At 44.8% G+C, this 26160-nt stretch carries 18 protein-coding genes; 13 read left to right on the forward strand and 5 right to left on the reverse strand.

The annotated features are described in order from the left end of the window. The first annotated feature begins 16 nt into the window (after positions 1-16). A complete protein-coding gene (locus LZG73_RS09935; protein WP_233848323.1) occupies positions 17-292 on the forward strand; it encodes a 2TM domain-containing protein in 276 nt (91 codons plus the stop codon). 64 nt (positions 293-356) lie between these two features. Then, a complete protein-coding gene (locus LZG73_RS09940; protein ID WP_233848325.1) occupies positions 357-857 on the forward strand; it encodes a pyridoxamine 5'-phosphate oxidase family protein in 501 nt (166 codons plus the stop codon). A gap of 84 nt (positions 858-941) precedes the next feature. Here the strand turns inward: LZG73_RS09940 and LZG73_RS09945 are convergent, their stop codons facing one another. From LZG73_RS09945 to LZG73_RS09955, 3 genes are all read right to left on the reverse strand, one after another. Continuing rightward, entirely contained in the window at positions 942-1481 is a 540-nt protein-coding gene (locus LZG73_RS09945; RefSeq protein ID WP_233848329.1) for a ferritin-like domain-containing protein, read from the reverse strand. Between the two features lie 209 nt (positions 1482-1690). Then, a complete protein-coding gene (locus LZG73_RS09950; protein ID WP_233848332.1) occupies positions 1691-3640 on the reverse strand; it encodes a glycoside hydrolase family 127 protein in 1950 nt (649 codons plus the stop codon). A gap of 65 nt (positions 3641-3705) precedes the next feature. Further along, complete coding sequence (locus tag LZG73_RS09955) at positions 3706-5073, reverse strand: sigma-54 dependent transcriptional regulator (RefSeq protein WP_233848334.1); 1368 nt, start codon at positions 5071-5073, stop codon at positions 3706-3708. Positions 5074-5435: 362 nt separating this feature from the next. Between LZG73_RS09955 and LZG73_RS09960 the strand changes: the two genes are divergently transcribed. From LZG73_RS09960 to LZG73_RS09970, 3 genes are all read left to right on the forward strand, one after another. Beyond that, the gene (locus LZG73_RS09960; protein ID WP_233848639.1) at positions 5436-6683 is read left to right on the forward strand and encodes an efflux RND transporter periplasmic adaptor subunit; all 1248 of its coding nucleotides are present in this window, start codon (positions 5436-5438) and stop codon (positions 6681-6683) included. 91 nt (positions 6684-6774) lie between these two features. After that, complete coding sequence (locus LZG73_RS09965; RefSeq protein ID WP_082213583.1) at positions 6775-7452, forward strand: ABC transporter ATP-binding protein; 678 nt, start codon at positions 6775-6777, stop codon at positions 7450-7452. 30 nt (positions 7453-7482) lie between these two features. Next, on the forward strand, positions 7483-9912 hold the full coding sequence (locus tag LZG73_RS09970) for an ABC transporter permease (RefSeq protein WP_233848339.1): 2430 nt from the start codon (positions 7483-7485) through the stop codon (positions 9910-9912). Positions 9913-9983: 71 nt separating this feature from the next. Here the strand turns inward: LZG73_RS09970 and LZG73_RS09975 are convergent, their stop codons facing one another. Both LZG73_RS09975 and LZG73_RS09980 read right to left on the reverse strand, forming a co-directional pair. Further along, the gene (locus LZG73_RS09975; protein ID WP_233848340.1) at positions 9984-10385 is read right to left on the reverse strand and encodes a PIN domain-containing protein; all 402 of its coding nucleotides are present in this window, start codon (positions 10383-10385) and stop codon (positions 9984-9986) included. Further along, positions 10378-10608: a hypothetical protein gene (locus LZG73_RS09980; RefSeq protein WP_233848341.1), complete on the reverse strand. Its 231-nt coding sequence runs from the start codon at positions 10606-10608 to the stop codon at positions 10378-10380. The genes LZG73_RS09975 and LZG73_RS09980 overlap by 8 nt, the downstream gene beginning before the upstream one ends. Positions 10609-10683: 75 nt before the next feature. On the opposite strand from LZG73_RS09980, the gene LZG73_RS09985 reads away from it, so the two are divergent. The 8 genes from LZG73_RS09985 (at position 10684) to LZG73_RS10020 (ending at position 26159) form a co-directional block, all read left to right on the forward strand. Beyond that, complete coding sequence (locus tag LZG73_RS09985; RefSeq protein WP_233848343.1) at positions 10684-13068, forward strand: ABC transporter permease; 2385 nt, start codon at positions 10684-10686, stop codon at positions 13066-13068. 20 nt (positions 13069-13088) lie between these two features. Beyond that, positions 13089-15479, forward strand: a complete 2391-nt coding sequence (locus LZG73_RS09990; protein ID WP_233848346.1) for an ABC transporter permease — start codon at positions 13089-13091, stop codon at positions 15477-15479. A gap of 98 nt (positions 15480-15577) precedes the next feature. Next, positions 15578-15805, forward strand: coding sequence for a DUF433 domain-containing protein (locus LZG73_RS09995; RefSeq protein WP_233848348.1), 228 nt, complete (start codon positions 15578-15580; stop codon positions 15803-15805). After that, entirely contained in the window at positions 15802-16170 is a 369-nt protein-coding gene (locus tag LZG73_RS10000) for a DUF5615 family PIN-like protein (protein ID WP_233848352.1), read from the forward strand. Before LZG73_RS09995 ends, LZG73_RS10000 begins: the two co-directional genes overlap by 4 nt. 182 nt (positions 16171-16352) lie before the next feature. Further along, positions 16353-18854, forward strand: a complete 2502-nt coding sequence (locus LZG73_RS10005; RefSeq protein WP_233848360.1) for an ABC transporter permease — start codon at positions 16353-16355, stop codon at positions 18852-18854. A 29-nt stretch (positions 18855-18883) separates the two neighbouring features. Continuing rightward, positions 18884-21304 carry an ABC transporter permease gene (locus tag LZG73_RS10010; protein ID WP_233848364.1) on the forward strand — a complete coding sequence of 807 codons (2421 nt, stop codon included), beginning with the start codon at positions 18884-18886 and terminating at the stop codon, positions 21302-21304. Positions 21305-21339: 35 nt separating this feature from the next. Then, a complete protein-coding gene (locus tag LZG73_RS10015) occupies positions 21340-23754 on the forward strand; it encodes an ABC transporter permease (protein WP_233848365.1) in 2415 nt (804 codons plus the stop codon). 26 nt (positions 23755-23780) lie between these two features. After that, positions 23781-26159, forward strand: a complete 2379-nt coding sequence (locus tag LZG73_RS10020; RefSeq protein ID WP_233848372.1) for an ABC transporter permease — start codon at positions 23781-23783, stop codon at positions 26157-26159. Position 26160: the final 1 nt, after the last annotated feature.

Here is a 26160-nt window from a genome sequence, read left to right on the forward strand (position 1 = left end):
TAAACGAACTCAGGATATGGAAACGCCACGCAACGAATTTCTTTGGAGAAAAGCCAAAAAGAGAGCATCATTTAAGATGCACCTCAGCGCTTATCTTGTTGTCAATGCCGGATTATGGTTGCTGTGGCTGGCCACGACATTTCCAAATTATGGGGACAACTTCCTGCCATGGCCTGTTTTTCCAATGTTGGGTTGGGGAATTGGGCTGTCAATGCATTACATTGGCGCTTACGGAAATCTGGATGAGAAAGGGTTGGCGGAGCGAGAATATGAAAAACTGCTGCGCCAGTAACCATCGCTTGGAATAGTTGTTTTAAGATATTTTTGAAACATTTCAGATATCTAAATATAACAACATGGAAAAGGACTTTCAGGATAAGGATGCGATCAAAAAATTAAAATCGCTGGCAGAAGATATCCGGTTTTGCATGTATACAACGTACACAAACGGGAAAATCGAGTCGCGTCCGATGACCACACTTGAAATAGACGAGCAAGGCAATGCCTGGTTTTTCACAAGCCGTAAAACCGAAATTGGTGATTCCACAAATCACGGCGAACCGGTTACATTGATTTATTCGGAACCAAAGAATAACACTTACATAAGCGTTTCCGGAACGGCCGAAATTGTGGAAAGCGAGACAAGAAAAGAGGAGCTTTGGAATCCAATGTCAAAAGCATGGTTTCCTGAGGGAAAAGAAGATCCAAATCTTGTTGTGCTAAAAGTGACAACGGACGAGGCTGCTTATTGGGATGCAACTTCATCGCAAATGGTGGTTTTTTTCTCAATGGTAAAAGCAGTGCTTACTGGCTCAACGCCTGATGGCGGAGATCATGGCAAACTGAATCTGGCCTGAGAAATAAAATAGTTGGGTAAATAAAAGGGGTTGATCAATTGATCAACCCCTTTTTATTTTAATCTGATGATGAAGTGTTAATGCTTATTCTGCGCTTGCTTCTTCATTTACATAAGTTTCAGCAAGTTCAGTCAATTTGTGGTCTGTTTCGCCTTCTTGATCCAATGTAGTTTGCAGCAAATCAGCTACTTCCGTATGTCCAAGGGTGCGGGCGATGTTGCGCAATGTTCCGTAAGATGCAATTTCATAATGCTCAACTTTTTGTGCTGCCATAATCAATCCACAGTCACGAACCATTGTTCCTTTTTCAGTGCTGTTGATTATTTCGTTAGCCTCTTCGATAAGGCCTTCCATTGCAGCGCATTTTTTAGCTTGCGCTTTTTCTCCAACCAATTCAAAAACTTGTTCCAGACGAACTGCATGCTCTTCTGTTTCAGTAGTATGTTGTTCAAATGCAGCTTTTAATTCTTCCGAAGTTGCACTCTTAGTCAATTTAGACAATGCCTTTGCAAGGTTTTTTTCTGCCCAATAGATGTCTTTAAGTCCATCTACAAACAGTTCTTTCAGCTTTTCGCTATCTGTTCCTGTAATTTGGTTAACGGCTTTATTTTTAGTCGCTTTCATAATCTTGAAATTTTAAGTTTGTTGTTTTGACAGTGAAGGATAATTTCATCCTTTTGATGCACCCTTCTTAAAAATTCGTACCAAGCGGACAAAGGCCTTTTAGTTGCCAATTTAGATTGACGATGAAGACTTAACTACACATATACGTTTGCAAATGTTGCATTCTGGAACGATAGGCCGGTTTTCAGAATTGGGGAATTGCGGCTGATTTATTGGGCCTTGTTAAACCAGATCACCATTTCATTAGCCCCACGGTTCGCCCAGGCATAATAGGGAATGAGCGTTACATTTTCTGTGTCACATTTCAACACATTCATGCCGCCAAGCAGCGCTTGCTGATAAGATGGGACGAAATTTTGGTTTTCGGAAACCGGGATTGCGAGTGCTTTCCCATTGTTATCATGGCCTTCCGCGCAATACAAAACGGGCCCACGTTCGATGGCTATTTTGCCTTTATTGCTGGCAATGTTGTCGTTAGAGATGATTTTTCTGACCGGCATATCGAGTGCAAGCTCAATCTGATCGCCTTTTTTCCAAGTTCTGGCCAACTTGATATAGCCTTCTTCAATGGTTGCAGGTGTGTTTTTGCCATTCACCCGCAGCGTTACAGGCTTGGATTCTTTGTTTGTATAAGTGTACAGATTACCAGGAATTGCCTCGCCTGTTGCCCAGCCAGGAATCCGCACGGAAACCGTAAAGTTGGCCGATTTTTCAGGGTCAACCAAGATTCGCACATTGCCATCCCAAGGGTAATTCGTCTGCTGCGAAAGTTTGACCGCATTGCTGTTAACGGTCAATGTGGCTTCATTGTCAGCGAACAAATTAATGATCAGCTCATTGCCCTTTGTGGCGTAAATGTAAGTCGGCATGGAAGGCAAGAAGCGCGAAACATTTGTAGGGCAGCAAGCTGTTCCAAACCAGGGTTGCCTTTCCGCGCCAGAACCTTTATTGAAATCGTTGACACCATTGGAAGCCATCGGATTTACATAAAAGAATTTGTCCCCCGCAACAGACATTCCACCCAAAAAACCATTGTAAAGCACGCGCTCAAAAACATCCATATATTTGGACTCGCCCGTGTATAAATACATTTTATGGTTCCAAAGCATGTTTGCAATGGCAGCGCAAGTTTCCGCGTAAGCATTGTCATTGGGCAACACATATGCTTTGTCGAAAGCCTCGCCATCTTCTCGGGCGCCAACTCCACCTGTGATATATTGTTTTTTCTCTGTCGCGTCATCCCAGATCGCGTGGATGGCGGCACTGTGCTGCGGCTCGTCCTGAATGGTCAGCATGTCCGCAACGGCCGTGTACAAATATTGCGCACGAACAGCATGTCCCACCGCCTCTTTTTGCTTCACAAAAGGCACTTGATCCTGAAAATAAGCGGGTCCGAGCTTGTGCTCATCCAAATATAGCGCACGTTTGTCGGAGCGGCCGCGCATGTCAATGAAGAAGTTCGACAGGTCGAGATATTCCTTTTTGCCGGTGGTCCTGTACAGTCTTATGAGCGCAATTTCAATTTCCTGATGGCCGGGAACGACAACAAGCTGGCCCGGATTTGGGCCAAATGTTTTGACCAAATGATCTGCATTTTTGATGGCAACATCGAGTAGTGTTTTCTTTCCGGTTGCTTCGTAATGGGCAACGGCGGCTTCATAAAGGTGCCCCACATTGTAGAGTTCGTGGCTGCCGTTTTCAAAGCCATATCGGTAAGGTCCGGCAATCCAATCGTAAGAACCGGTTGTATCCTTGTTTATAGTACGAATTGTGTACAAATAGCCGTCCGGCTCCTGCGCCGCCGCAAAAAGCGTGATCAGGCTGTCCAGATAATGATCTAGTTTCGGGTCGTATTGGTTTTGCAACACATAAGCCGCGCCTTCCACCACTTTGAAAACATCCGAATCATTAAAACGAACGCCTTCAAATTTCCCTTTCTTTAATCCGCCCGCAACCGCAAAATTGTCAATCCGACCTGATTCCTCGCATTGGTGCAACGCATGCGGAACAGTGACATTCCGTGCAGTTTCCACACGATTATGCCAAAATCCTTGCTTTGTTTTAACGTTTTTAAGCGGGACGGGAGTAATTTTATTTTCTTGTGAAAATGATAGGTTGCAGCAAAGCAGAAAGGATATCAGTGAAAGATATTTGGTCATTACGAGAATAAATTGATAATTAAAATGAGTCTTTTTATTCAGCTATAACCCAAAAAACATGCCACTTAGAGGCCGTATTTCTCCATTCTCCTGTAAAGTGCGGCCCTGCTCAAACCCAACTCCCGGGCTGCATCAGTGATATTTCCATTGAAACGTTTCATTGCTTTCACGATCAATGTTTTCTCCATGTCTTCCAGGTCGAAACCGGTTGCGGTCGTAGGTTGTCCGCCGGAGCTTTTCAGGAAGAGGTCGTCCGGCTGCAATGTTTTTTCCTGCGAAAGAATCACAGCCCGTTCGATGGCGTGCTGCAATTCCCGGATATTTCCGGGCCAGTTGTATTGCTGCATTTTCTTGATCAGCGCGCTGCTGATGTCGTTGACAGGCCGGTTGTATTTCTTGCCATATTGTTTCAAATAATATTCTGCAAGGGCACTGATATCCTCGGGACGCTCACGCAATGGCGGCAAATCCAGCTCAATGGTGTTGATCCTGTAAAGCAAATCCTGGCGGAATGTCTTTTCTGTCACCATCTTTTCAATGTTCATATTGGTCGCGCAAAGCAGCCGCACGTCCAGGGCAATGGGCTTGTTGGAGCCCACACGCGTAACCCGCCGCTCCTGAATGACCGTCAATAGTTTTGCTTGCAGGGCCAATGTCAAATTTCCAATTTCATCCAGAAAAATCGTCCCACCTTTCGCTTCTTCAAATCGGCCCGCACGGTCTTCTTTTGCATCCGTAAACGCGCCCTTAACATGACCAAAAAGCTCGCTTTCAAACAAGCTTTCGCTCAATGCACCCAAATCCACCACCACAAACGGCTTGTCCGCCCGTTTGGAATGTTGATGAATGTGCTTTGCCAATTGCGTTTTTCCAGTCCCGTTCTCTCCCAAAATCAGCACATTAGCATCGGTGGCTGCAACGCGTTCGGCCGTTGCAAGCACTTGTTTCATGGATTCGCTCGAAGCCACAATCGCCTCACCGGCAGACTTGCCCTTCTTGCCGTCATCTTTTGATTTTTCCTCAACCACAGCCAGCATTTTCTCCCCTCCGCCCTCAACCGCTCCGCTAATTGTCGCCAGCAATTTGTCATTTTCCCAGGGCTTTAACACAAAATCCGTTGCACCCGCTTTAATCGCCCGAATCGCCATTTCAATGTCTCCATAAGCTGTAATCATGATCACTTTTGAAGCCGGCTTAATGTCCAGAATGCGGTCCAGCCAATGAAAACCTTCGCGTCCGCTATTTACGTCGCGCGTGAAGTTCATATCCAGCAAAATCAGGTTATAATCGCCGTTGGTGACGAGGAAAGGCAGTTTTTGTGGGTTTTTCTCAATGTCAACAGCTTTGGCGTGCCGCTTCAATAACAGTTTGGCCGCACTTAGGACGTCGACATCATCATCGATGATCAGAATTTTAGATTCAGAGAGTTGCATGGCTATTTTTGGGGTTCATACGGGGTGTTTTCCGCTATGGGCAATTGTGGCCGTAAGATAGTATATGCAATTTGAAATTTAATTTTCTAACCATTTAAAAAGTAACTATTTTACCCCGTCAGGCTATAAAAACGCTTGTCCGCACCCGAACAAAATTGTCCATTATCGGACATTGCAAACGGTTTTAAATAAGGTTAAATCACTGATATTAAAGAGTTTGTAGGGTATGGCCTTCTTTGGCATAGGGATTGGATAGTAGAGATCAAAGTTTAACAGCGAATCCAATCACCAACAATATAATGGAAGTCAAAACACCTAACTCATCCAGCACCAGTAACAACGGTTTCACCGGGGGCTCGACAATGGACAAAATAAAACCAAAAAAGTTTTGGACCACCCAACGCATTGGCATAATCGCCGGCAGCACGTTGCTAGTGGCCTTTCTTGTATATCAATTCTTTTTTGCAGATAAGCGCAGCAAGCTCAATGTGGAGCAGGACAAGCTCACTGTTTCGACCGTTAAGCAAGGAAAATTTGACGAATTCATTGTCGTTACCGGTGTGGTTCAACCATTGAAAACTATCCAGCTCGATGCGATTGTAGGCGGATATGTGACAGAAAAACTGATTGAAGGTGGAAACATGGTAAAGCAAGGCGAGGTACTTTTGAAACTGGAAAACCAGAACCTAAAACTAAGCTTTTTGCAATCAGAAACAGAAGCCAGCCGACTGGTTAACGATCTTCAAAATACGCGTCAGAGTCTGCGCATTGCACGATTTAATCTGCAAAAAACATTGAGCGAACTCGATTTCCAGATTGATCAGGCGCGGGATGCACATGAACGTAACACGAAGCTATATAAGGATAAGGTGATCCCGGATGCGGATTATTTGAAGACAAAAAGAGAATTTGAGCGTCTTTCCAAGCAACGCGACATTGAAGTTGAATCTCAAAAGTATCAGGAAGAAAACTCAAAAATGCAGATCACACAGTTGGAAGGAACACTGGCCAGCACACAGAAAAACGTAAATCTTTGGAGACAAACGCTTGAAAACCTTTCGGTGAAGGCTCCGGTTTCTGGTTTGCTCTCTTCAATGAATGTGGAAGTAGGATCGAACATTAATCAGGGACAAAACATTGGACAAATAGATGACCTGAACGGCTTCAAAATGCGTGTGAGTGTTGATGAACATTATATTTCCAGGATTTTTGCGGGATTGCAGGGTTCGATGGAATTCAATGGAAAAGATTATGGATTGAAGATCATTAAAATATATCCGGAAGTTTTGAGCGGCAGATTTGAAGTGGATATGCAGTTCGATAAAGGCGCTCCCGAGTTGATCAAAAGAGGGCAATCCGCGCCGATCCGTCTGCAATTGGGTCAACCTTCGCAGGCAACATTACTTCCTGTGGGCGGATTTTTCTCAGAAACCGGCGGAAACTGGGTGTATGTTGTGGGTGAAGATGGCAAGCGTGCTGCGAAACGCAAGATTACATTGGGTCGCAAAAATCCAGAATATTTCGAAGTCTTGGAAGGTTTGCAGCCAGGAGAAAAGGTCATTACAAGTTCATACGAGAACTTTGGAGACAATGAAGTGCTTGAATTTTAAGCTGAATAAAACCGCTATCAGTAAATCAATTAATCAATCATAACCAAAAGGCCGACAGTTGATCGCTGGAAGCCGACAGCCTAAGAAAAAAATGATTAAAATTAACAACCTTCATAAGATCTTTTCTACGGAAGAAGTAGAAACCACAGCCCTGAACGGCATTGACATGGATGTAAAAGACGGCGAATTCGTCGCCATCATGGGACCGTCCGGTTGTGGAAAATCAACCTTATTAAATATCCTGGGGCTGCTGGATAATCCAAGCGAAGGATCCTACGAATTTTACGGAACAGAAGTGGCGAAGATGTCAGAGAGACAGCGTGCCCAGATTCGTAAAGGAAACATTGGTTTCGTGTTCCAAAGCTTTAACCTGATCGACGAACTTACTGTTTATGAGAACGTTGAGCTCCCATTACTTTATCTAAAAACACCTCCTGCCGAGCGCAAGGAAAAAGTAGAAGCTGCGCTTACACGCATGAACATGATGCACCGCCGCAACCACTTTCCGCAGCAGCTTTCGGGTGGACAGCAACAAAGAACTGCCATTGCACGGGCCGTAGTTGCCACACCAAAAACGATCCTTGCGGATGAGCCAACAGGTAACCTCGACTCCAAAAACGGGGAAGAAGTGATGAACCTGCTCAGCCAGCTTAATGCAGCCGGAACTACGATTTTAATGGTGACTCACTCGCCATATGATGCGGGTTTTGCACATCGCATTGTCAATCTTTTTGATGGCAAGATCGTGACAGAGAAAGTGCACGTGTAGCGTTGCAAAGAGGTTAATAACCCAAATTACATGCTGCAAAATTACATCAAGATCGCCTGGCGGAATCTGCGTAAACACAAGTTTTACTCATTTCTGAACATCTTCGGACTCGCGTTGGGGCTGTCGAGCTGCCTGCTGATCACACTTTATGTGCTTGATGAGCTGAGTTATGACAAATCGTTCGCCAACGCGGATCGGATTTTCAGGGTCAATTCAGATATTCGCTATGGCGGATCGGACATGTCGCTTGCTGTTGCGCCAGATCCGCTTGCGTTTACAATGAAGAAGGATTATCCGCAGATTGAGCAGGCTGTAAGATTGCGGGAAAATGGCAGCCAGCTTGTCCGCAGGGCAGAAGTTGCCGAAAATTTTAAAGAGAACAACGTCTATTTTGCCGATTCCACTTTTTTCAAAGTGTTTTCTGTCCCGCTTTTAATGGGCGATCGGGAGAAAGCGCTGAAAGATCCGCACACGGTTGTGATTTCAGCAAGCAATGCGGTCAAATATTTTGGAAAACAAAACCCGTTAGGAAAGCCGCTGATCGTCGATAATTCGGAAACTTACACCGTTACCGGCGTCATGCAGGACATTCCCAAGCAGTCGCATTTGCGTGATGTGAATATGTTGCTTTCCATGAGTACGAGTGCAGAAAGCCGTCTGGATGCCTGGGGGAGCCATAATTACATCACTTATTTTTTGCTTAGAGAGGGCGTCGATGCCCAACAATTCGAAAGCAATTTTGAGACTGTTTTGCAAAAATATACGGCCAAATGGCTTGTGAGTTTTCTCGGCGCTTCGCTGAACGAAATACGCAAATCGGGAAGTTATCTGCGTTACACGCTCATGCCGCTTACCAAAATTCACCTACATTCAAGCCGAACCGCTGAGATCAATGTGAACGGCAATGTACAATACGTATATATTTTCGCGGTTGTAGCATTATTCCTGCTCACGATCGCCTGCGTAAACTTCATGAACCTCGCCACGGCGCGTTCTGCAAACCGGGCAAAAGAGGTTGGTGTGCGTAAGGCTTTGGGTTCTGAGCGGTCCTCGCTCGTGAGCCAGTTTCTGACAGAATCGGTGATGCTGAGCTTTTTTTCGCTTGCATTGGCTGTTGTTCTGGCTTATGTGGCGCTTCCGTTGTTCAACAATCTGGCAGGGAAGCAAGTCAGTTTTCCGATACAGGAAGTTTGGTTTTGGGTTGCGTTGCTGGTTACGGGCGGCGTAGTCGGTGTGTTGGCGGGCAGTTATCCCGCATTTTTCCTATCTGCATTCAAGCCATTAAAAGTTTTGAAAAACAGCGTGGAGCTGCAAGGAAAGGGAGGCAATCTGCGCAATGCACTCGTTGTTTTTCAATTTGTGATCTCCGTCATGCTCATTGTAGGCACAGGCGTGATTTATCAGCAGCTCAATTTTATTCAAACCAAAAAGTTAGGCTTCAATAAAGATCAAATGCTGATCGTTAACGACGCCTATGCACTTGATAATCAAGTTAAAGCATTCAAGGAACAAGTGATGCGACTGCCGAATGTGGCCGCTGCGACAGTAACAAGCTTCTTGCCAACCCCATCCTCCCGCACCGATCACACTTTCTTTCCGGTTGGCCAGATGCAACAGGAAAAAGGCATTAATATGCAGAAATGGTCGGTTGATTATGATTTTGTAAAAACAATGGGTTTACAAATGGCCAGCGGAAGGCCTTTTCAAGAAGAATTCCCTTCCGATTCTTCTGGCATTATTATTAATGAAGCAGCAGCGAAAGTTTTGGGATATGCAGATCCGGTTGGAAAACGGATATTTGGATATAATGACGTCGCAATGGCTAATAAGGTGACTTACACAATCATTGGCGTCGTAAAAAACTTCCATTTTGAATCGTTAAAGAAAAATATTATGGCACTGAGTTTGGTGCTTGACAAAAGCAATGGAACCGTCGTTTTCAAATTGAATGGCGGCGATATGGCCCAAACCGTCGGTCGGGTTGAGCAGCTTTGGAAAAAAATGGCACCGGGACAACCATTCAATTACCGGTTTATGGATGAAGATTTCAATGAAGTTTACCGCAGCGAACAGCGCGTTGGACAGATTTTTATCACGTTCGCAGTCATTTCAATCATCATTGGTTGCTTCGGATTATTCGGTTTATCGGCTTACACGGCCGAGCGCCGGACCAAGGAAATCGGTGTGCGGAAAGTACTTGGAGCAAGCGTTGCCAATATTGTCACATTGCTTTCAAAAGAATTTTTAAGGCTCATCATCATCGCCATACTGATCGGCACGCCCATTGCCTGGTTTGGCATGAATCAATGGCTTAGCGACTTCGCCTACCACGTAAACTTGCCATGGTGGATGTTCTTCGCCGCAGGAGCCATCGCCATCACAATCGCGCTGCTAACCGTAAGTTTCCAAAGCATCAAAGCCGCATTAATGAACCCGGTAAAGAGTTTGCGGAGTGAGTAGGGGGGGCTTCTTTCGATAATAACCTATTTACAAAAAACTGAAATACACATTGTTTGTCCTAATGTAACAATCTAAATAAACGGATTAATGATGGTCAGTTTATTTTCAATCAATTGGTTATGTTGCAGATCTTCGGAGTACAGGATGCTGCAATTGGCTTCCAATGCGGATGCGACGATAATGCTATCAAATAGTTGGAAGTCATATCTAACTAATAATTGTTTTGACTTGGCAAGAATGTGTGAGTCGATAGGTGCAATTTCACAAGCTTCAACCAAAACAAGACAATGTTCAATCAATCGCAGCTTAGGCACTTTGAGAAGCCTTTTCAAAACATTCAAATACTCAGAAATAACCTGCGCTGATATTACCGGGGATTCAGTTATAATTTCCTTTGCTCGAACTGTTTTATTGGAAGATGGTTCTTCGTGCAGATATATTAGGATATTGGTGTCTACAGCAATTTTAGTCATCGTAATTGTTTGCTTCGTCGCGGTCGAATTTGTAGTTAGATAAGTCGATTTTTAAGTCTTGAAGTGAGTCATTGAGCTTTGCCATCTTGTCAATTTTCTCGTCGAATGACCTATTTTCAATCTCAAAAGCGATCACCTCGACCTGTTTCCCAATCATTTCGTCGGGCAGATTAATTGTGTAGGAGTTGCCGGTTGGCACTATGATTTCCCTGATCAGTTCCATAGTTAAATGTATTTGCGTGTTATCAAAGTTAACTAAAAAATGCCATAATCATAAGCCACCATCAGCGCTATAGCCATGATCAAGAACTATCTTAAAATTGCGATTCGTAATTTGACGAGAAATAAGATTTTCTCCTTTATCAATATTGCTGGGTTGTCGCTGGGACTGACCTGTTGCATGCTTATCGTGCTTTATACCAAAGACGAGGTGAGTTTTGACCGCTTTCAGGAAAAGAAAGATCAGCTTTTCCGGATCCAGGTTACCATGTCAGATGCGCGCGAAACGCGCACAATTGGCAGCACGAACACCGTTCATGGGCCAAGCTTCAAACAGGAAATTCCGGAAATTAAAGAGATTGTCAGAGCGCAGAGCAATTCATTCGTAACCAGAAAAGGCAACGAGCTGCTGAGTGAAGATGTGCTTTTTGCTGACAATAACTTTTTTGAAGTGTTTTCCATGCCGCTGGTTGCAGGCGATCCCAAAACCGTGCTTGCCAATGTCAATTCGATTGTTTTGACAGAAGAAATAGCGGAGAAATATTTTAATACAAAGGATGCCGTCGGTAAAACGATGGAGCTGAAAATTGGTGATGGCTTTGAGAAATTTATCGTGGCCGGCATTGCCAAAAAATGTCCGCAAAATTCATCCATCCAGTTTGGCGCCGTTATCCCATTCGAATTGCAAATTGCCAGAGGTTGGACGGATAAAGAATGGTTGGGGTTTTATATGAACACATTCGTGCTGCTTCACGAAAAAGCGGATTACAGAACGGTCATTCCAAAACTAAATCAGGTTTTTAAAACAAAGTCAGCGGAAGAGATCAGCAAGATTAAGGACTTCGACCAAAAGATCAGTTTCAGCCTGCAACCGTTTCTAGACATTCACCTCGATAACGAAACAAGCGATATTCGCAATGGCTTAGGAAAAGGCAGCAGCCCGATTTATTCCTACATTTTATCGGGCATCGCGATTTTTATCCTGCTCATTGCCTGCATTAACTTTGTCAATCTGACTGTCGCGCGGTCACTTAACCGGGCGAAGGAAATTGGCATCCGTAAAGTTGTTGGAAGTCAGCGCAAGCAATTGATGTATCAATTTTTGGGCGAATCGTTCCTGCTTTCGTTCATTGCATTTGCCTTTGCTATTGTTCTTACGCTTGGCGTTTTGCCAACATTCAATGAGTTGGCGAACAAACAGTTGGCGCTCAGTTATCTGTTCGATATCAAGCTCGTAACGGGTTATTTTGCCCTATTCCTGTTAACCGGCATGGTTGCTGGTTTCTATCCTGCGCTAGTGCTTTCAGGTTTTAGTCCCGCGCAAACGCTGTATAACCGAACCAAGTTGACGCAGAAAAATTATCTTACAAAGGGCTTGGTCGTGTTCCAATTTGCCTTGTCCGTTTGTCTGGTCATTGGCACCATTGTTATTTATTCTCAATTCAAATATTTGACAAACAAACACTTAGGCTATAATGATAAAAACCTGATGAGTTTCAGTCTGGGGCGCGGCAGCTCAGGAGAGAAATATCTTGACGTTGTAAAAACCGAATTGCAAAGCATGGCCGGCATTGATAAAATTGCCGCATTCAATGGAAATTATAATGGAACGCTCGCAGAAATTGAGTCTGGTAAAATAGGTTTTGGTTACATTGGGGTGGATGACGATTTCTTGAAAACATTGGAAATTCCGGTCGTGAAGGGGCGTAATTTTTCCAAAAGCTTTCCTTCTGATCGCATTCAGTCTGTGGTGGTGAATGAAGCTTTTGTGAAGGAGGCGGGTTGGAAAGATCCGATTGGTAAGGAAGTGAGTTTCGAATGGAAAAAACAACGTGCAACGGTCATCGGCGTGGTCAAAGACTATCATTATGCCTCGCTGAAAGACACCATCAAACCCCTGCTAATGACACAAGATCCCGGTTATGGATTAAGCACATTGTTTCTCAAACTGAGCAAGGGAAACACAGTTGAAACCGTCAAAGCGATTGAAAAAGTCTTCCGAAAGCATGTCCCTTACATGCCGTTTGATTATCAATTCGAAGATGTTAAAAATCAAAAACGATACGAATCGGAAGCCAAATGGAAAGAAATGATCACGCTTGCCGCAGTGCTCTCCATATTCGTTTCTTGCATTGGACTTTTCGGACTCGCTACATTCAATGCCGAAACGCGCGTGAAGGAAATCGGCATCCGGAAAGTGCTAGGCGCCTCGGTGGCCAGCATAGCCGCATTGTTGTCGTCCGATTTCATCAAACTGGTGCTCGTCGCCATTGTTGTCGCGCTGCCATTCTCTTATTATGCCGTCAATATGTGGTTGCAGGATTTTCCCTATCGCATTGACATTTCATGGTGGTATTTCGCCGCTGCGGCTCTTTTGGCCATTCTGGTTGCCTTGCTGACGGTCGGATATCAAAGTTTGCGAACGGCAATGCTCGATCCGGCAAAGTCATTAAGAAGTGAATAAACAGGAAAACATTGACGCCGATGCTTAGTAATCAAATCAAAATTGCATTCAGAAACCTGCGCAGTTCCGCCTTATTTACAAGTCTCAACATTGCCGGGCTGACAGGCGGCATGGTTGCAGCGGTTTTCATCTTGATATGGGTTCAGAATGAGCTTAGTTACGACGGTTTTCATAGTAAAAGCGAGCGCATCAGCAGGATCATTACGCATTTGCAAGTCAGCAAACAGGAAACCTGGAACTGGGCAACCACGCCGCTTTTGCTTGCTCCTGAGAGTAAATCCATTCCTGAAATAGAGGCCGTTACGCGGCTCAACGCACCTGGAAGTCTTCCGCTCGTGATTGGTCAGGTAAAAACAATGGGTGAAAATGCTGCTTATGTTGACACCAATTGGTTTAAAATATTTGATTACAAATTCGTTGATGGTTCGGCTGCGCAATTTGCCTCCGGCGTGCGAAATATCGCGATTGCAGAAGCACAGGCTGAGCGGCTGTTTGGGCAGGCGGCGGCAGTTGGTAAAATTATCAGAATAGATTCGCTTGATTATGCCGTTTCCGCAGTTTTCGCAAATAACCCGCCTAATTCCAGCTTTCGATTTGATTTCATCTTGCCATTGGAAGCTTATCTTTCCAATCCAAAAAACTTGGAAAGTGACAGGAGCTGGAATCAGTTCAACTATCAGACATTTGCATTGCTGAGAGCAGACGCGGATCGCAAAAAAGTGGGCGCAAAACTCACAGCGCTTATTTCTCGAAACAAAAAAGACGACCAGGGAAAGCCCTCCAAGGACATTGTGCTAGAAGCTGAGGCGCTGACCAATATGCATTTCAATAGGGAGATACAAGGCACGGACAAGAGCGAAGGAGACAGGAAAACAATTTACATCTTCTTTGGAATGGCCATTGTGATCCTGGGCGTTGCCTGCATTAATTATGTCAACATTACAACGGCGCGCGCCAGCGTTCGGTCCAAAGAGGTCGGCGTTAAGAAGTTGCTGGGCGCCAAGCATTCGCACCTTTTTGCACAATTCATGACCGAATCCATCCTGACTTGTGTGGGTGCTTTTCTCCTGGCAATGTTGCTGATTTATGCGCTCTTGCCCACTTTTAATGGCATTACGGACAAAACTTTCGAACTCGATTTTTCCAACAAACCGCTTTGGTTTGTGCTCATAGGGACTACTTTGTCAGCCATTGCCTTGACTGGCATTTATCCTTCTTTGTTGCTTTCTTCTTTCAAGCCGTTTGAAATTCTTCGTGGAAATAATGTGCTGGGATCTTCCAATGCCGGTTTTAGAAAAGGATTGGTCATTTTGCAATTTACAGTCACGGTCGTTTTTTTGATTTCCGCGCTTGTGGTTTATCAGCAAATGAAATTTATAAGGGAAAAGGAGTTGGGTTATGACCGTGCCCACGCCTTTGGAATTCACCTGCCCTGGGCAATGAAGGCAAAAGTGCAGCCAGTGACCTTTAAAGCAAGACTTTTGGGAGAGTCAAGCATTGCAGACGCCACCATTTCGAGCCAGAGCATTGTGCAGATCAACAGCAGCACCACGGGCTCTTACGATTGGGATGGGCGGCCCAAGGACTTTAATCCAACAGTTTCGCAACTTTCGGTTGAAGCAAATTTTCATAAAATGTTCAACATTAAATTGGCCGATGGGCGTTGGTTTGATGAAGGCCGTGTCGCTGATAAACAGAATGTTGTTTTGAACGAAACGGCTGTCAAAAAGCTGGGGTTAACCAGGCCGGTGATCGGAAAGCGATTTGATTTTCAGGGCAAAAAAGGCGTGATCATTGGTGTGGTTAAGGATTTTCATTACAAAAGTCTGCGCGAGAAAATCCAGCCGCTGGTCATGTTCAATGATCTTGATTGGAGTCTTGGAATTTATATAAAGGCCCACCCGGGCAGGGATGCAGAGGCCATACGCGCCACGCAGAAGATTTGGGAAGAAATGCTGCCAGATTATCCTTTGGAATACAATTTTCTGGATGACACTTACAATAAGCTTTACAAAAACGAAGTGCGGACCGCGGCGCTTTTTAACACATTCACCATCGTCGCCGTGCTGATTTCCTGCATGGGTTTATTCGGCCTCGCAACCTTCACCGCAGAGCGACGAATGAAAGAAATCGGCATTCGAAAAGTGCTTGGCGCATCTGTAACTGCCATCGTTTCGCTTCTTTCAAAGGATTTTCTATTGCTAATCCTGATTTCGATTGTGCTGGCAGCGCCGGTCGGTTATTATTTTATGGATAAATGGCTGCGTGGATTTGAATACAAAATTGCACTTAACTGGTCAATTTTTGCATTCGCAGGAATAAGCGCCGTTGTAGTCGCATTGGCCACAATCAGTTACCAAAGCCTACGCGCCGCATTAACCAATCCAGTGAAATCGCTGAAAACGGAATAAGCTTAATTGATTTATTATGTTCAAGTATTGATTCGAACCAAATGAATAGTAGCAAATTTTACAATATTGGTTAATTTTGGGAATACAATATTAAAGCTATGACCTTAGACCGAATAACTTTTGATCCGAATATAATGGGAGGCAAACCTTGCATTCGAGGGATGCGGGTTACCGTTGGAACTTTGGTCGGTCTAGTTGCATCAGGCAGCACCTTTGGCGATATCATAGCCGCATATCCATACATTGAAACCGACGACATTAAACAGGCATTATCTTACGCGGCTTGGCGTTCGGATGAGATTGAGGTTCCGTTTCTTGCCGCATGAAGATTTTGATTGACATGAACTTATCGCCTTTTTGGGCGGAATTTTTCTTTCAAAGAGGTATTGAAGCAGTTCATTGGTCAGCCGTTGGGAGAGCCAATGATCCCGACGAAGTGATTTTTGAGTTCGCAAGAACAAATCATTACGTGGTTTTTACAAATGACCTTGATTTCGGTTCAATTTTGGCAGCTACAAATACAAAAGCACCAAGCGTTTTTCAGATTAGAAGTCACAGTTTGTTGCCCAATGTGATCGGCGACACAGTTGTCCAATGTTTGCGCCAGTATGCAGTGTATTTGGAAGAAGGAAGCTTGGTGACGCTATATGAGCAAAAATCGAAAGTGCGGATTCTTCCATTAAGGCCATGAGTAACTAAAAACTTTTCCCAGTCCAATACCGAACAAAAGTGTCCGAAAGCGGACACTTTTTTGGGTTGTGGGGCGCCTTATCGCATTGATAGTCAGCAATGTAGGGCTCTTCGGGGGCTGTTGGTATAATTATTCAATAGGCAATGCTGTCTATTAGCCATAAAATAAAAATTTCCTTGAAGATGACCGCGTCCAGGACGGGCGCTGTCGGATTAGCCACATCAGCCATGATTCAGAACTATTTAAAAATTGCATGGCGGAACGTGCTTAAAAGCAAGCTGTTTTCCGCCATTAATGTTTTCGGGTTGTCCGTTGGGATGACTTGCTGCATGTTGTTGCTGTTGTACATTCTAAGCGAGATCTCCTTCGATCGGCAGCACGAGCACATTGATGATCTCTATCTCTTGCGGAGCGAAAACATCCAGTCTAGCGGTGATAAAATGGACAATCCGCGCGGTCCCGCTCCTTATGCGCAAACCATGAAAATGGAATTTCCGGAGGTTGTGCAAGTAACAAGGCTCTGGCAAAATTTTCTTGAAAACAGAACGCTTTTCACTATAAATAAGCCCGGTGAAGGCGAAAAGTCTTATTACGAGGGCAAAGGAACGCACGTGGATTCAACGTTCTTCGATGTGTTTACATATGACTTCGTTGAAGGCGATAAAAAATCCGCACTCAATGACCCTCATTCAATTGTCGTTTCCGAAGAAATCGCTCAAAAACTATTTGGGCAACAATCCGCATTGAACCAGACCATCCGCATTGGCGGGAAGACGGGCAACAATGAGAATTTTAAGGTAACAGGTGTTTTCAAAGATCAAAGTGCAAAGTCACACATTGATGCCGATTATTTTGTTTCGCTTCGCGCTGGCTGGGTGGGCGAATATTTGCGCCAGTCGGATTTGAATTTCACGAGTAACAACATGTTTTATCATTATCTGCGCCTGAAACCGGGCACAAGCGCAGAAAAATTCAGCCAGAAACTTCCTTCTTTTATTGAGAAATATGCCCGCAACGATTTGCGCCTGGCGGGTTTTGAAAAGAAACTTGCATTGTTGCCGGTGAAGGACATTCACCTTTTTAACAAAATTGACAGCATCGTAACGCCCACAACAAGCACGACTTATCTTTATGTCCTTGCTTCAATTGCCGTTTTCACACTGTTAATAGCTTGCATTAATTTCATGAACCTCGCCACTGCGCGCTCTGCCAAACGCGCGGCCGAAGTGGGAATGCGCAAAGTCATGGGAGCGGGCAAAAGCGGCCTGATCGGTCAGTTCCTGGGAGAATCAATGGTGCTGACATTCCTTGCATTGGTCATCGCGACAGGTTTCGTGGTTTTGTTTTTACCAATGTTTAATCAATTGGCCGATAAGTCGCTGCAAATTTCAGAGCTTTTCAAACCTAATATCATTGCTTCATTCATTCTGCTTGCAGTTGTAACAGGCCTGCTGGCAGGAAGTTATCCCGCATTTTATCTCTCCGTTTTCAATCCGCTGGACGTCATCAAAGGCCGATTTGCTAATTCGGTTTCAGCGACGGCTTTACGCAGGGGACTCGTTGTATTTCAATTTGTAATTTCAATCGGGCTGGTTGTGGCGACGATGGTTATTCAGGGTCAGATCAAGTTTATGCAGGAGCAGCCGCTTGGTTTTACAAAGGATCAGCAAATCGTCATTCCGTTCCGAAGCGAGGAATCGCGTAAAGCGTATACTGCCCTGCGTAACGAGTTGCTGCAAAATAATCAGATCACCGCTGCATCAGGAACGAGCTATTATCCGGGGATCGTGAACCCGAGTGATATGGCGGTTTTTTTGCCCGGGGAAAGCGTTGATAAGGATAAACTTGTCAAAACCAATTGGGTTGCGCCTGATTTTATGCAAGCAATGGGTTTTCAAGTGGTCGCCGGTCGGATGTTTTCAGCGGCGTTTCCTGGTGATACGATTAGCAAAATCGTTGTGAATGAGGCCACATTGCGCAAATTCTCTATTCCTGTCGAAAAGGCGGTAGGGCAGCATTTGAACTATGATGTGGGTGAAAACCGCGTTGCATCGCTCGAAATCGTTGGTGTTGTGAAGGATTTCCACTTCCAGGATTTGCATAAGATTATTGAACCTTATGCCTTTTTTCTTAAAGAAAACACAGACTACAATTACATTATTGCGCACGTCGGTTCCAATGACGTAAGCAACGTGCTACCATTTATTGAATCCAAATGGAAGTCGCTGGTGCCGGGTGAACCATTTTCCTACACCTTTTTAAATGAAGATTTTCAGAGCAATTATGCTTCCGATGCGCGCACATCGCGGATTGTGAAGGCATTTACGGTTATTTCTATCCTTATTTCCTGTCTTGGTTTGTTTGGTCTGGCCACGTTTGCGGCACAGCAGCGGATCAAAGAAATTGGTGTTAGAAAAGTGTTAGGCGCCTCTGTGGGCAGCATTGTGGGCCTTTTGTCAGGCGATTTTATCAAACTCGTTATCGTTTCCATTGTCATAGCCACGCCGCTGACTTGGTATGTGATGAATCAATGGTTGCAGGATTTTGCTTATAAAATCAGCATTCAATGGTGGATGTTTGTGCTGGCAGGTGCGCTTGCAGTAATTATCGCGATGATAACGGTTAGTACGCAAGCGATCAAGGCGGCGGTGACCAATCCGGTAAAATCTTTAAAAAGTGAATAGGGAAGTCCAACGATCTTAGCCATAAAAAAATGTTTAAAAACTATCTTAAAATCGCGTTTCGTAACCTTTGGAAGAGCAAGGGTGATGCATTCATCAATATTGCCGGACTTTCGGTAGCGTTTTGCATCAGCGCATTTCTGTTTTTAACAGCATATTTCCAGTTTTCTTTTGACAATTTTCACAAGGACAAAGAGCGGGTTTTTCAAACTTATTTCTTCTCCAATGATCCTGAAAGAGCACAGGCTTCCAGCTCGATGCCTTTTCCGATTACACCAGCGCTAAAAGCAGAATTTCCTGAAATTGAACACATTACCCGCATTGTAAACGGGAGCGATGTGCTGGAATACAAGGGGAAATATTTTGACAAACAGATTAAATACATTGATCCCGATTTTTTCAAAATCTTCACATTCCCATTGTTAAAAGGCAGCACCGAAACAGCGTTGCGTGACCTGAGCAGTATTGTGATCAGCGAGAATATGGCCAAAGCGATTTTCGGCACAGAAGATCCGATGGGCAAGTCTGTAATGGTCGGGCTCGATCAAAACCGCAAGGAATATGTCGTAACGGGTGTTTTGCAAGACTTTCCCGATAATTCCACAATCAAATATGATGCATTCGTAAGGACCGAAAATGCTGCGGAATATGGCCGCTCGAAGGAGCAGTGGGATGCGCATTCACATGTCGTTTTTGTAAAATTAGCTCCGAATGCTGACCAGGCGGCGCTTGAAAACCGTTTAAAGCCATTTGCGAAAAAATATTTTAGTGAGAGCATTGAAAGTCTAACTAAGAAAGGCGCCAAGCCTGATGAGCGCGGCGATATTTTTGCCGTAAGATTTAAAAATCTTGCAGACCTGCATTTCGACAAACAGCTTTCTGGCGGTGGAGCGGCACCTTTGGCGCTGATTTATGCATTGATGGGCATTGGCTTTTTTATCTTGCTCATTGCCTGCATTAATTTCATCAACCTGAATGTTGCGCGGTCATTCATTCGTGCCCGCGAGGTGGGCGTTCGCAAATCACTTGGAGCGCTCAAAAATCAGCTTTTTCTTCAAATCTGGGGTGAAGCTTCGTTCATATGCTTCTTCGGATTTCTCACCGGCGTAATTTTAGCCATCCTGCTTTTGCCCGCATTCAATGCGACTTTCCAAACAAAATTGAGCTTGCAATACATGTTCGAGCCGGATAAAATAGCCTTGCTTTTTGGGTTGTTTATCCTGGTAACGCTCATTGCCGGCGGCTATCCGGCATGGCAAATGTCGAAGTTCAATGCAGTGGAAGTGTTGAAAGGACGGGTTACTTTGAAAAAGCCCGGTGTGCTGCGTAACTCACTCATTGTGGCGCAGTTCACGTTATCGAGCTTGTTGATTTGCTGCACAGTTATTGCCATTCAGCAAGTCGATCATTTGCGCACGCAGCCCTTGGGTTTCCAGAAAGAGGAAGTCATCAGCATTCCGGTAGGCAATAAAATTAATGGTAAAAAAGTGCTGCAACGCATGCGCAATGAGCTGGCAGGAGATCCAACCGTAGTTGGCATTTCAGGAAGCGCCGTTAACCTGGGCGTCGGAGCGGACAGGAGCTCTTCCAGAAGCGTCATTGGTTTCAATTTCAAAGAAAAGGAAGTTTCTACGGACTGGCTTTCAGTTGATTATGATTATTTGAAAACATTGAACATTAAGTTGCTTGCTGGCCGGGAGTTTAATCCCGCTTACCCAAGCGATTCTTTGGACAGGGTGATCATCACCGAAAGCATGGCAAAAGCGATATCGGAAGACGAGCCAGTTGGTAAGTTTTTTCAGACGGATACAGCGGGCGTGAAATATCAGATCATCGGACTCGTGCCTGATTTCAACTTGTATTCATCCAAAAATGAGAAGAAGCCAATCACAATGCACTTAGGTGGTTCCGAGTCGGTCAGCTATATTTTTGTGCGGGTGACACCGCAAAGTTTGAGTGTTTCAATGGATAAATTGAAGGCGTTATGGAAACAAGTGGCGCCTGAAACCGAATTTACCGGATCTTTTCTTGATGAAAACACCGATTCCTGGTATCGGGAGGAAGGGCATTTGTCAAATGTGTTCAGCCTTGCTTCCGGCGTAGCGATCGTTCTCTCTTGTCTCGGATTGTTTGCCATTGCATTGATCGTCATGGAGCAGCGAACGAAGGAAATTGGCGTCCGTAAAGTGTTGGGTGCCAGCATTTCAAGTCTTGTTTTTGTTTTATCAAAAGACTTCGTAAAACTGGTGCTCATTGCCATCGTCATCGCAACGCCACTAGCCTGGTTCTTAATGCAAAAATGGCTGGATAACTACGCTTACCGCATCGAAATTAACCCCATGATTTTCGTCTTGGTCGGCCTCGCCGCAGTCCTTGTGGCCGTAGCAACCGTCAGCTTCCAAAGCATAAAAGCCGCATTAATGAACCCAGTAAAGTCGCTTAGGAGTGAGTGAAAGAGTTTTTTCATAACGCCAACCAAAACCCAGCCATGATCAAGAACTATCTCATTACATCGCTCAGGAATCTGAGGCGCAATTGGAATTTTACGTTGATCAACATTACGGGCCTCACGTTGGGGCTTGCTTGTTGTTTGCTGATTTTTTTTACGGTGCGCTATGAGCTTAGTTTTGATCAGCATCACCGACATATCGAACAGGATTATCGGATCTTGAAACATGCGAAAAAGAATGGTGACAATGGTTACATGACGGGCATGCCATTGCCCGCGCTCGCAGCGCTGCGCAATGATTTTCCTGAATTGAAAAATCAGATCACTTGCACTTATGCGCTGCGTGAGGCATTGATCACGATTGGCGAGGGGCCGGGCCGTAAAAAGCATTCCGAGCAGAGCAATTCCGTTTCGTTCATTGACCCGCAATATTTTAACCTGTTTGATTATGAATGGGTTAAGGGCTCACCTGCTACTTCTTTAAACAATCCGGGCAGCGTGGTGCTGGCTGAAAGTCAGGCGCGAAAGTATTTTGGCAATGCAAATGCAATGGGTAAAACCATTCTGGTCAACAACCACAAAACCTTCATTGTGACCGGAATTGTAAGAGACCCGCCGGCGACGACAAATTTCCCGTTCCTGACCATGTTGTCCTTCGCTTCGTTGAAAGATTATGGCGCGTTTACGAACTGGGATGATTGGGCCAGCACATACGGCGGCGGCCAGATATATTTGAAGTTGCCAGAATCGGTCAGTGAAGAAAAAATGGAGGAGCGATTCGTTTCTTTCATTAAAAAATACCGCGAGCCAAAAGATGCGGCAGAGGAAGCGCTTGTTTTAGAGCCGGTTAATGATATGCATTTCAGTACAAAAACTTCTAATTACGCTGGCCGGACCATCAGCAAAGGCATGATTTGGGCAATGGCGTTGGTTGGATTATTTATCCTGATCACAGCTTGTGTCAACTTTATCAACCTGGCAACGGCGCAGGCGCTCCGTCGAGCAAGGGAAGTGGGCGTGCGCAAGGTGCTCGGCAGCACACGAGGACAATTGCTCAGACAGTATTTTTCTGAGACTGCAATTATCACATTGATTTCCGTCATTTTGGCTCTAATTGTGGCGCAAATCACTTTGTCGAGCGTCGCAAACACACTGAATATCAAGGCTGATGGCGTTGTTTTTGTGAAAGACATTTCCATCTTAATGTTCCTTGCGGGCCTCACGGTTATCACAACTTTACTTGCCGGTTTCTATCCCGCAATGGTCGTTTCAGGTTATCAGCCGATCCTTGCCTTGAAAGGAAAAATGCGTAATGCAGGGCGCGGACAGGCAAGTTTGCGCTCTGGACTGATCGTTTTGCAATTTACTATTTCTCAAATCGTCCTCATAGGGACTTTGATTGCGTATAGCCAGATGAAATATTTCCGGACGATTGATCTGGGCTTTCAAAAGGATGAAATCATTAGTATGCCCATTCCTTCGCAGGATGCAGGCGTTCTGGAAGGTTTGTATGCCAAATTAGAGAATGAGCCAGGCATCAAATCCATGAGTTTCAGCGCCTTTACGCCTATGTCGCGAAGCAACTGGCAGACGGTGTTCAAGTTTGAGAACGACGAGGAGTTTCTCGATTTTGAAATAGTCATGAGACCGGCGGACACGGCTTATGTGCGCACTTATGGACTCGAAATGGCGGCAGGACGAATGTATTTGCCTGCTGACACCATGCGCGAATTCGTAGTCAATGAAGCTTTTGTTAAAAAATTGGGCTTTAAAAATAATGCTGATATCATTGGCAAGCGACTGACAATAGGTGGATCGAATTTCAAGCTGCCCATCGTCGGTGTGGTCAAAAACTTCAATACATATAGTCTGCATCGTGAGATCATTCCTTGTGTGCTCACCACTGAGCGCGGGAATTACGGAACGCTAGGCATCAAGCTGGCGGCCAGTTCAGATCCAGGGCAAATTGAACGCATTGAAAAGGTTTGGTCAGCAACTTTTCCCGATTATTTATTCAAATACACTTTCCTGGATCAGACATTGAGCAGCTTTTACGAAAAAGAAGAAAAGCTTTTCGATTTGTTCAAAATCCTGACGGGCATTGCGATCTTCATTGGCTGCCTTGGTTTATACGGCGTTGTCGCATTCATGGCCGAGTCGCGGACGAAGGAAATGGGCATCAGGAAGGCAGTGGGAGCATCGGCATTCAATATTTTCAGCTTATTTTCCGTCGATTTCATTAAGCTTGTCGTCATTGCGCTTGTCATCGCTTCGCCCATTGCGTGGTATATTATGAACGGATGGTTGCAGGATTTCACTTACAGAGTGCAAGTTAGCGGCTGGCTTTATGTTGTCGCAGGCGTCGGAGCGGTCATTATCGCATTGATTACGATAAGTTTTCAGAGCATCAAAGCAGCTTTTGTCAACCCAGTTACATCTTTAAGAAGCGAGTGATCCTTCAAACCTAAAAGCGTAAACCCATGATCAAGAATTATTTTACAATCGCATTCCGCAACCTCCTAAAAAACAAGATTTACTCTTTTATCAACATTGCCGGATTGGCGGTAGGAATTGCCGTTGCTATTCTGATCGGCCTCTGGGTTTGGGATGAGCTGTCATTTAACAAATATCACAAAAACTATGACCGGCTTACGCAGGCATACATAAGCCAGACATTCAACGGGCAGACGGGCAGCGGGAGGGCCGTTTCACTTCCGGCAGTTGCAGAAATGGCGAATAAATATGCAGCTGATTTCAAAAACACGTCGATGGCGTCCTGGAATTTTGGGCACTTGCTGACCAATGGTGACAAAAAGATCAACAAGAACGGAATGTGGGCTCAACCGGCATTTCCGGAAATGCTTTCCCTGAAAATGCTGCGAGGGGATTTGAAAACGGCATTGAAAGACCCTGGCTCGGTTGTGATTTCGGAGTCGGTGGCAAAAGCGCTGTTTGGCAAGGAAGACCCTTTGAACAAAACGCTGAAACTGGACATCAAAAAGAATGTGAAAGTGACTGGCGTTTATGAAGACATTCCTTTCAATTCAGAATTTAACGATTTAAATCTTTTGCTCACCTGGAATGATTATCTGCTTGCCGAAAATTGGGTTAAGGAAGCGCAAACACAGTGGGGGAACCACTCATTCCAGTTTTATGCGCAGGTTGCGGATCATGCGGATATTGAAAAAGTGTCATTGAAAATTCGCGATGTTGAAATGCCGCATGCATTTTCCAAAACAGACAAGCCGCAATATTTTCTGCATCCTATGAGCCGCTGGCATTTATATTCCGATTTTAAAGATGGGAAAAATGTTGGCGGAGGCATTCAGTTCGTGTGGTTGTTTAGCATTATCGGCATTTTCGTTTTGTTGCTGGCCTGCATTAATTTCATGAATTTGAGCACCGCCCGCTCGGAAAAACGCGCGAAAGAAGTGGGCATTCGCAAGGCAATCGGATCATTGCGCAATCAGCTGATCTTTCAATTTCTTAGCGAGTCGTTTTTGGTCGTTTCTTTTGCATTAATTCTTGCGTTGCTGATTGTATTGGCCTCACTGCCAGCGTTCAACGATCTTTCTGGCAAGCATGTAAGCTTCCCTTGGCAATACATTCAATTTTGGGCGCTGCTATTGGTTTTCTCATTGTTTACAGGACTTATATCCGGCAGTTATCCTGCATTTTATCTTTCATCATTCAACCCGCTTTCGGTTCTCAAAGGGACTTTTAAAGTTGGGAAATGGTCCGCCGTGCCTCGAAAAGTGATGGTGGTTATGCAGTTTACGGTTTCTATTACGCTGATTATCGGCACAATAATCGTTTTCCAGCAAATCCAGCATGCAAAAAACCGTCCCGTTGGTTATGACAGACAAGGGCTGTTGCAAATCGACATTTCACCCAATTTGTATGGTAAATATTATCCGTTGCGTGATGATTTGTTGAAATCGGGAGCAGTTTATGAAATGAGCGAATCGTCCAGTCCGACGACCAGCATTAATTCAAATCAGATCGGTTTTGAGTGGGAGGGGATGGAAGCAGGCTCGATGCCATTGTTCGGGATCATTGCCTGCACGCATGATTTTGGTAAAACCATTGGCTGGAAAATCATTGATGGCCGCGATTTTTCGAGAGCATTCTCAACCGACACCGCCGCGTTTATCTTGAATGAATCGGCAGTTAAATTGACTGGCATTAAGGACATTGTCGGCAAAACGATACGTTATAATGGCAAGCCGCGGCAGGTTGTGGGTGTAATTAAAGACATGGTGATGCAATCGCCTTACGAGCCGGCCGTTCCTTCGATATTTTTGATGGATTACGAATGGGCAAATCTTGTAAACATCAAATTGCTTCCGGGAGCGCCTATCGACAAGTCGTTGAAAAAAGTAGAGGCCATTTTCCGAAAACACGATCCGGATTCGCCATTCGAATTCAAATTTGCAGATGAGCAATATGAAGCAAAATTCCGTGCAGAAGAGCGAATAGGAAAGCTTGCGCGTGTATTTGCCGTGCTTGCTGTGTTTATATCTTGCCTCGGCTTATTCGGATTGGCCGCTTACACGGCCGAGCAAAGAACCAAGGAAATCGGGATCCGTAAGGCACTGGGCGCAAGTGTTGCGCAGATGTGGGCACTGTTATCCAAAGAATTTATCTATCTCGTAGTTCTGTCGTGCGTCATCGCATCGCCCATCGCATTATATTTCCTGAGTGACTGGCTCGATAAATACGAATATCACATTGAGCTCAGCTGGGTAGTTTTCGCAGTTTCAGCCGCCACAGCCATCATTATCACATTAATGACAGTCAGTTTCCAGGCGATCAAAGCAGCATTAATGAACCCAGTGAAGTCGCTTAGGAGTGAATGAT

This window comes from Dyadobacter sp. CY326 (assembly GCF_021390515.1).
In the GTDB taxonomy this organism is placed as follows: domain Bacteria; phylum Bacteroidota; class Bacteroidia; order Cytophagales; family Spirosomataceae; genus Dyadobacter.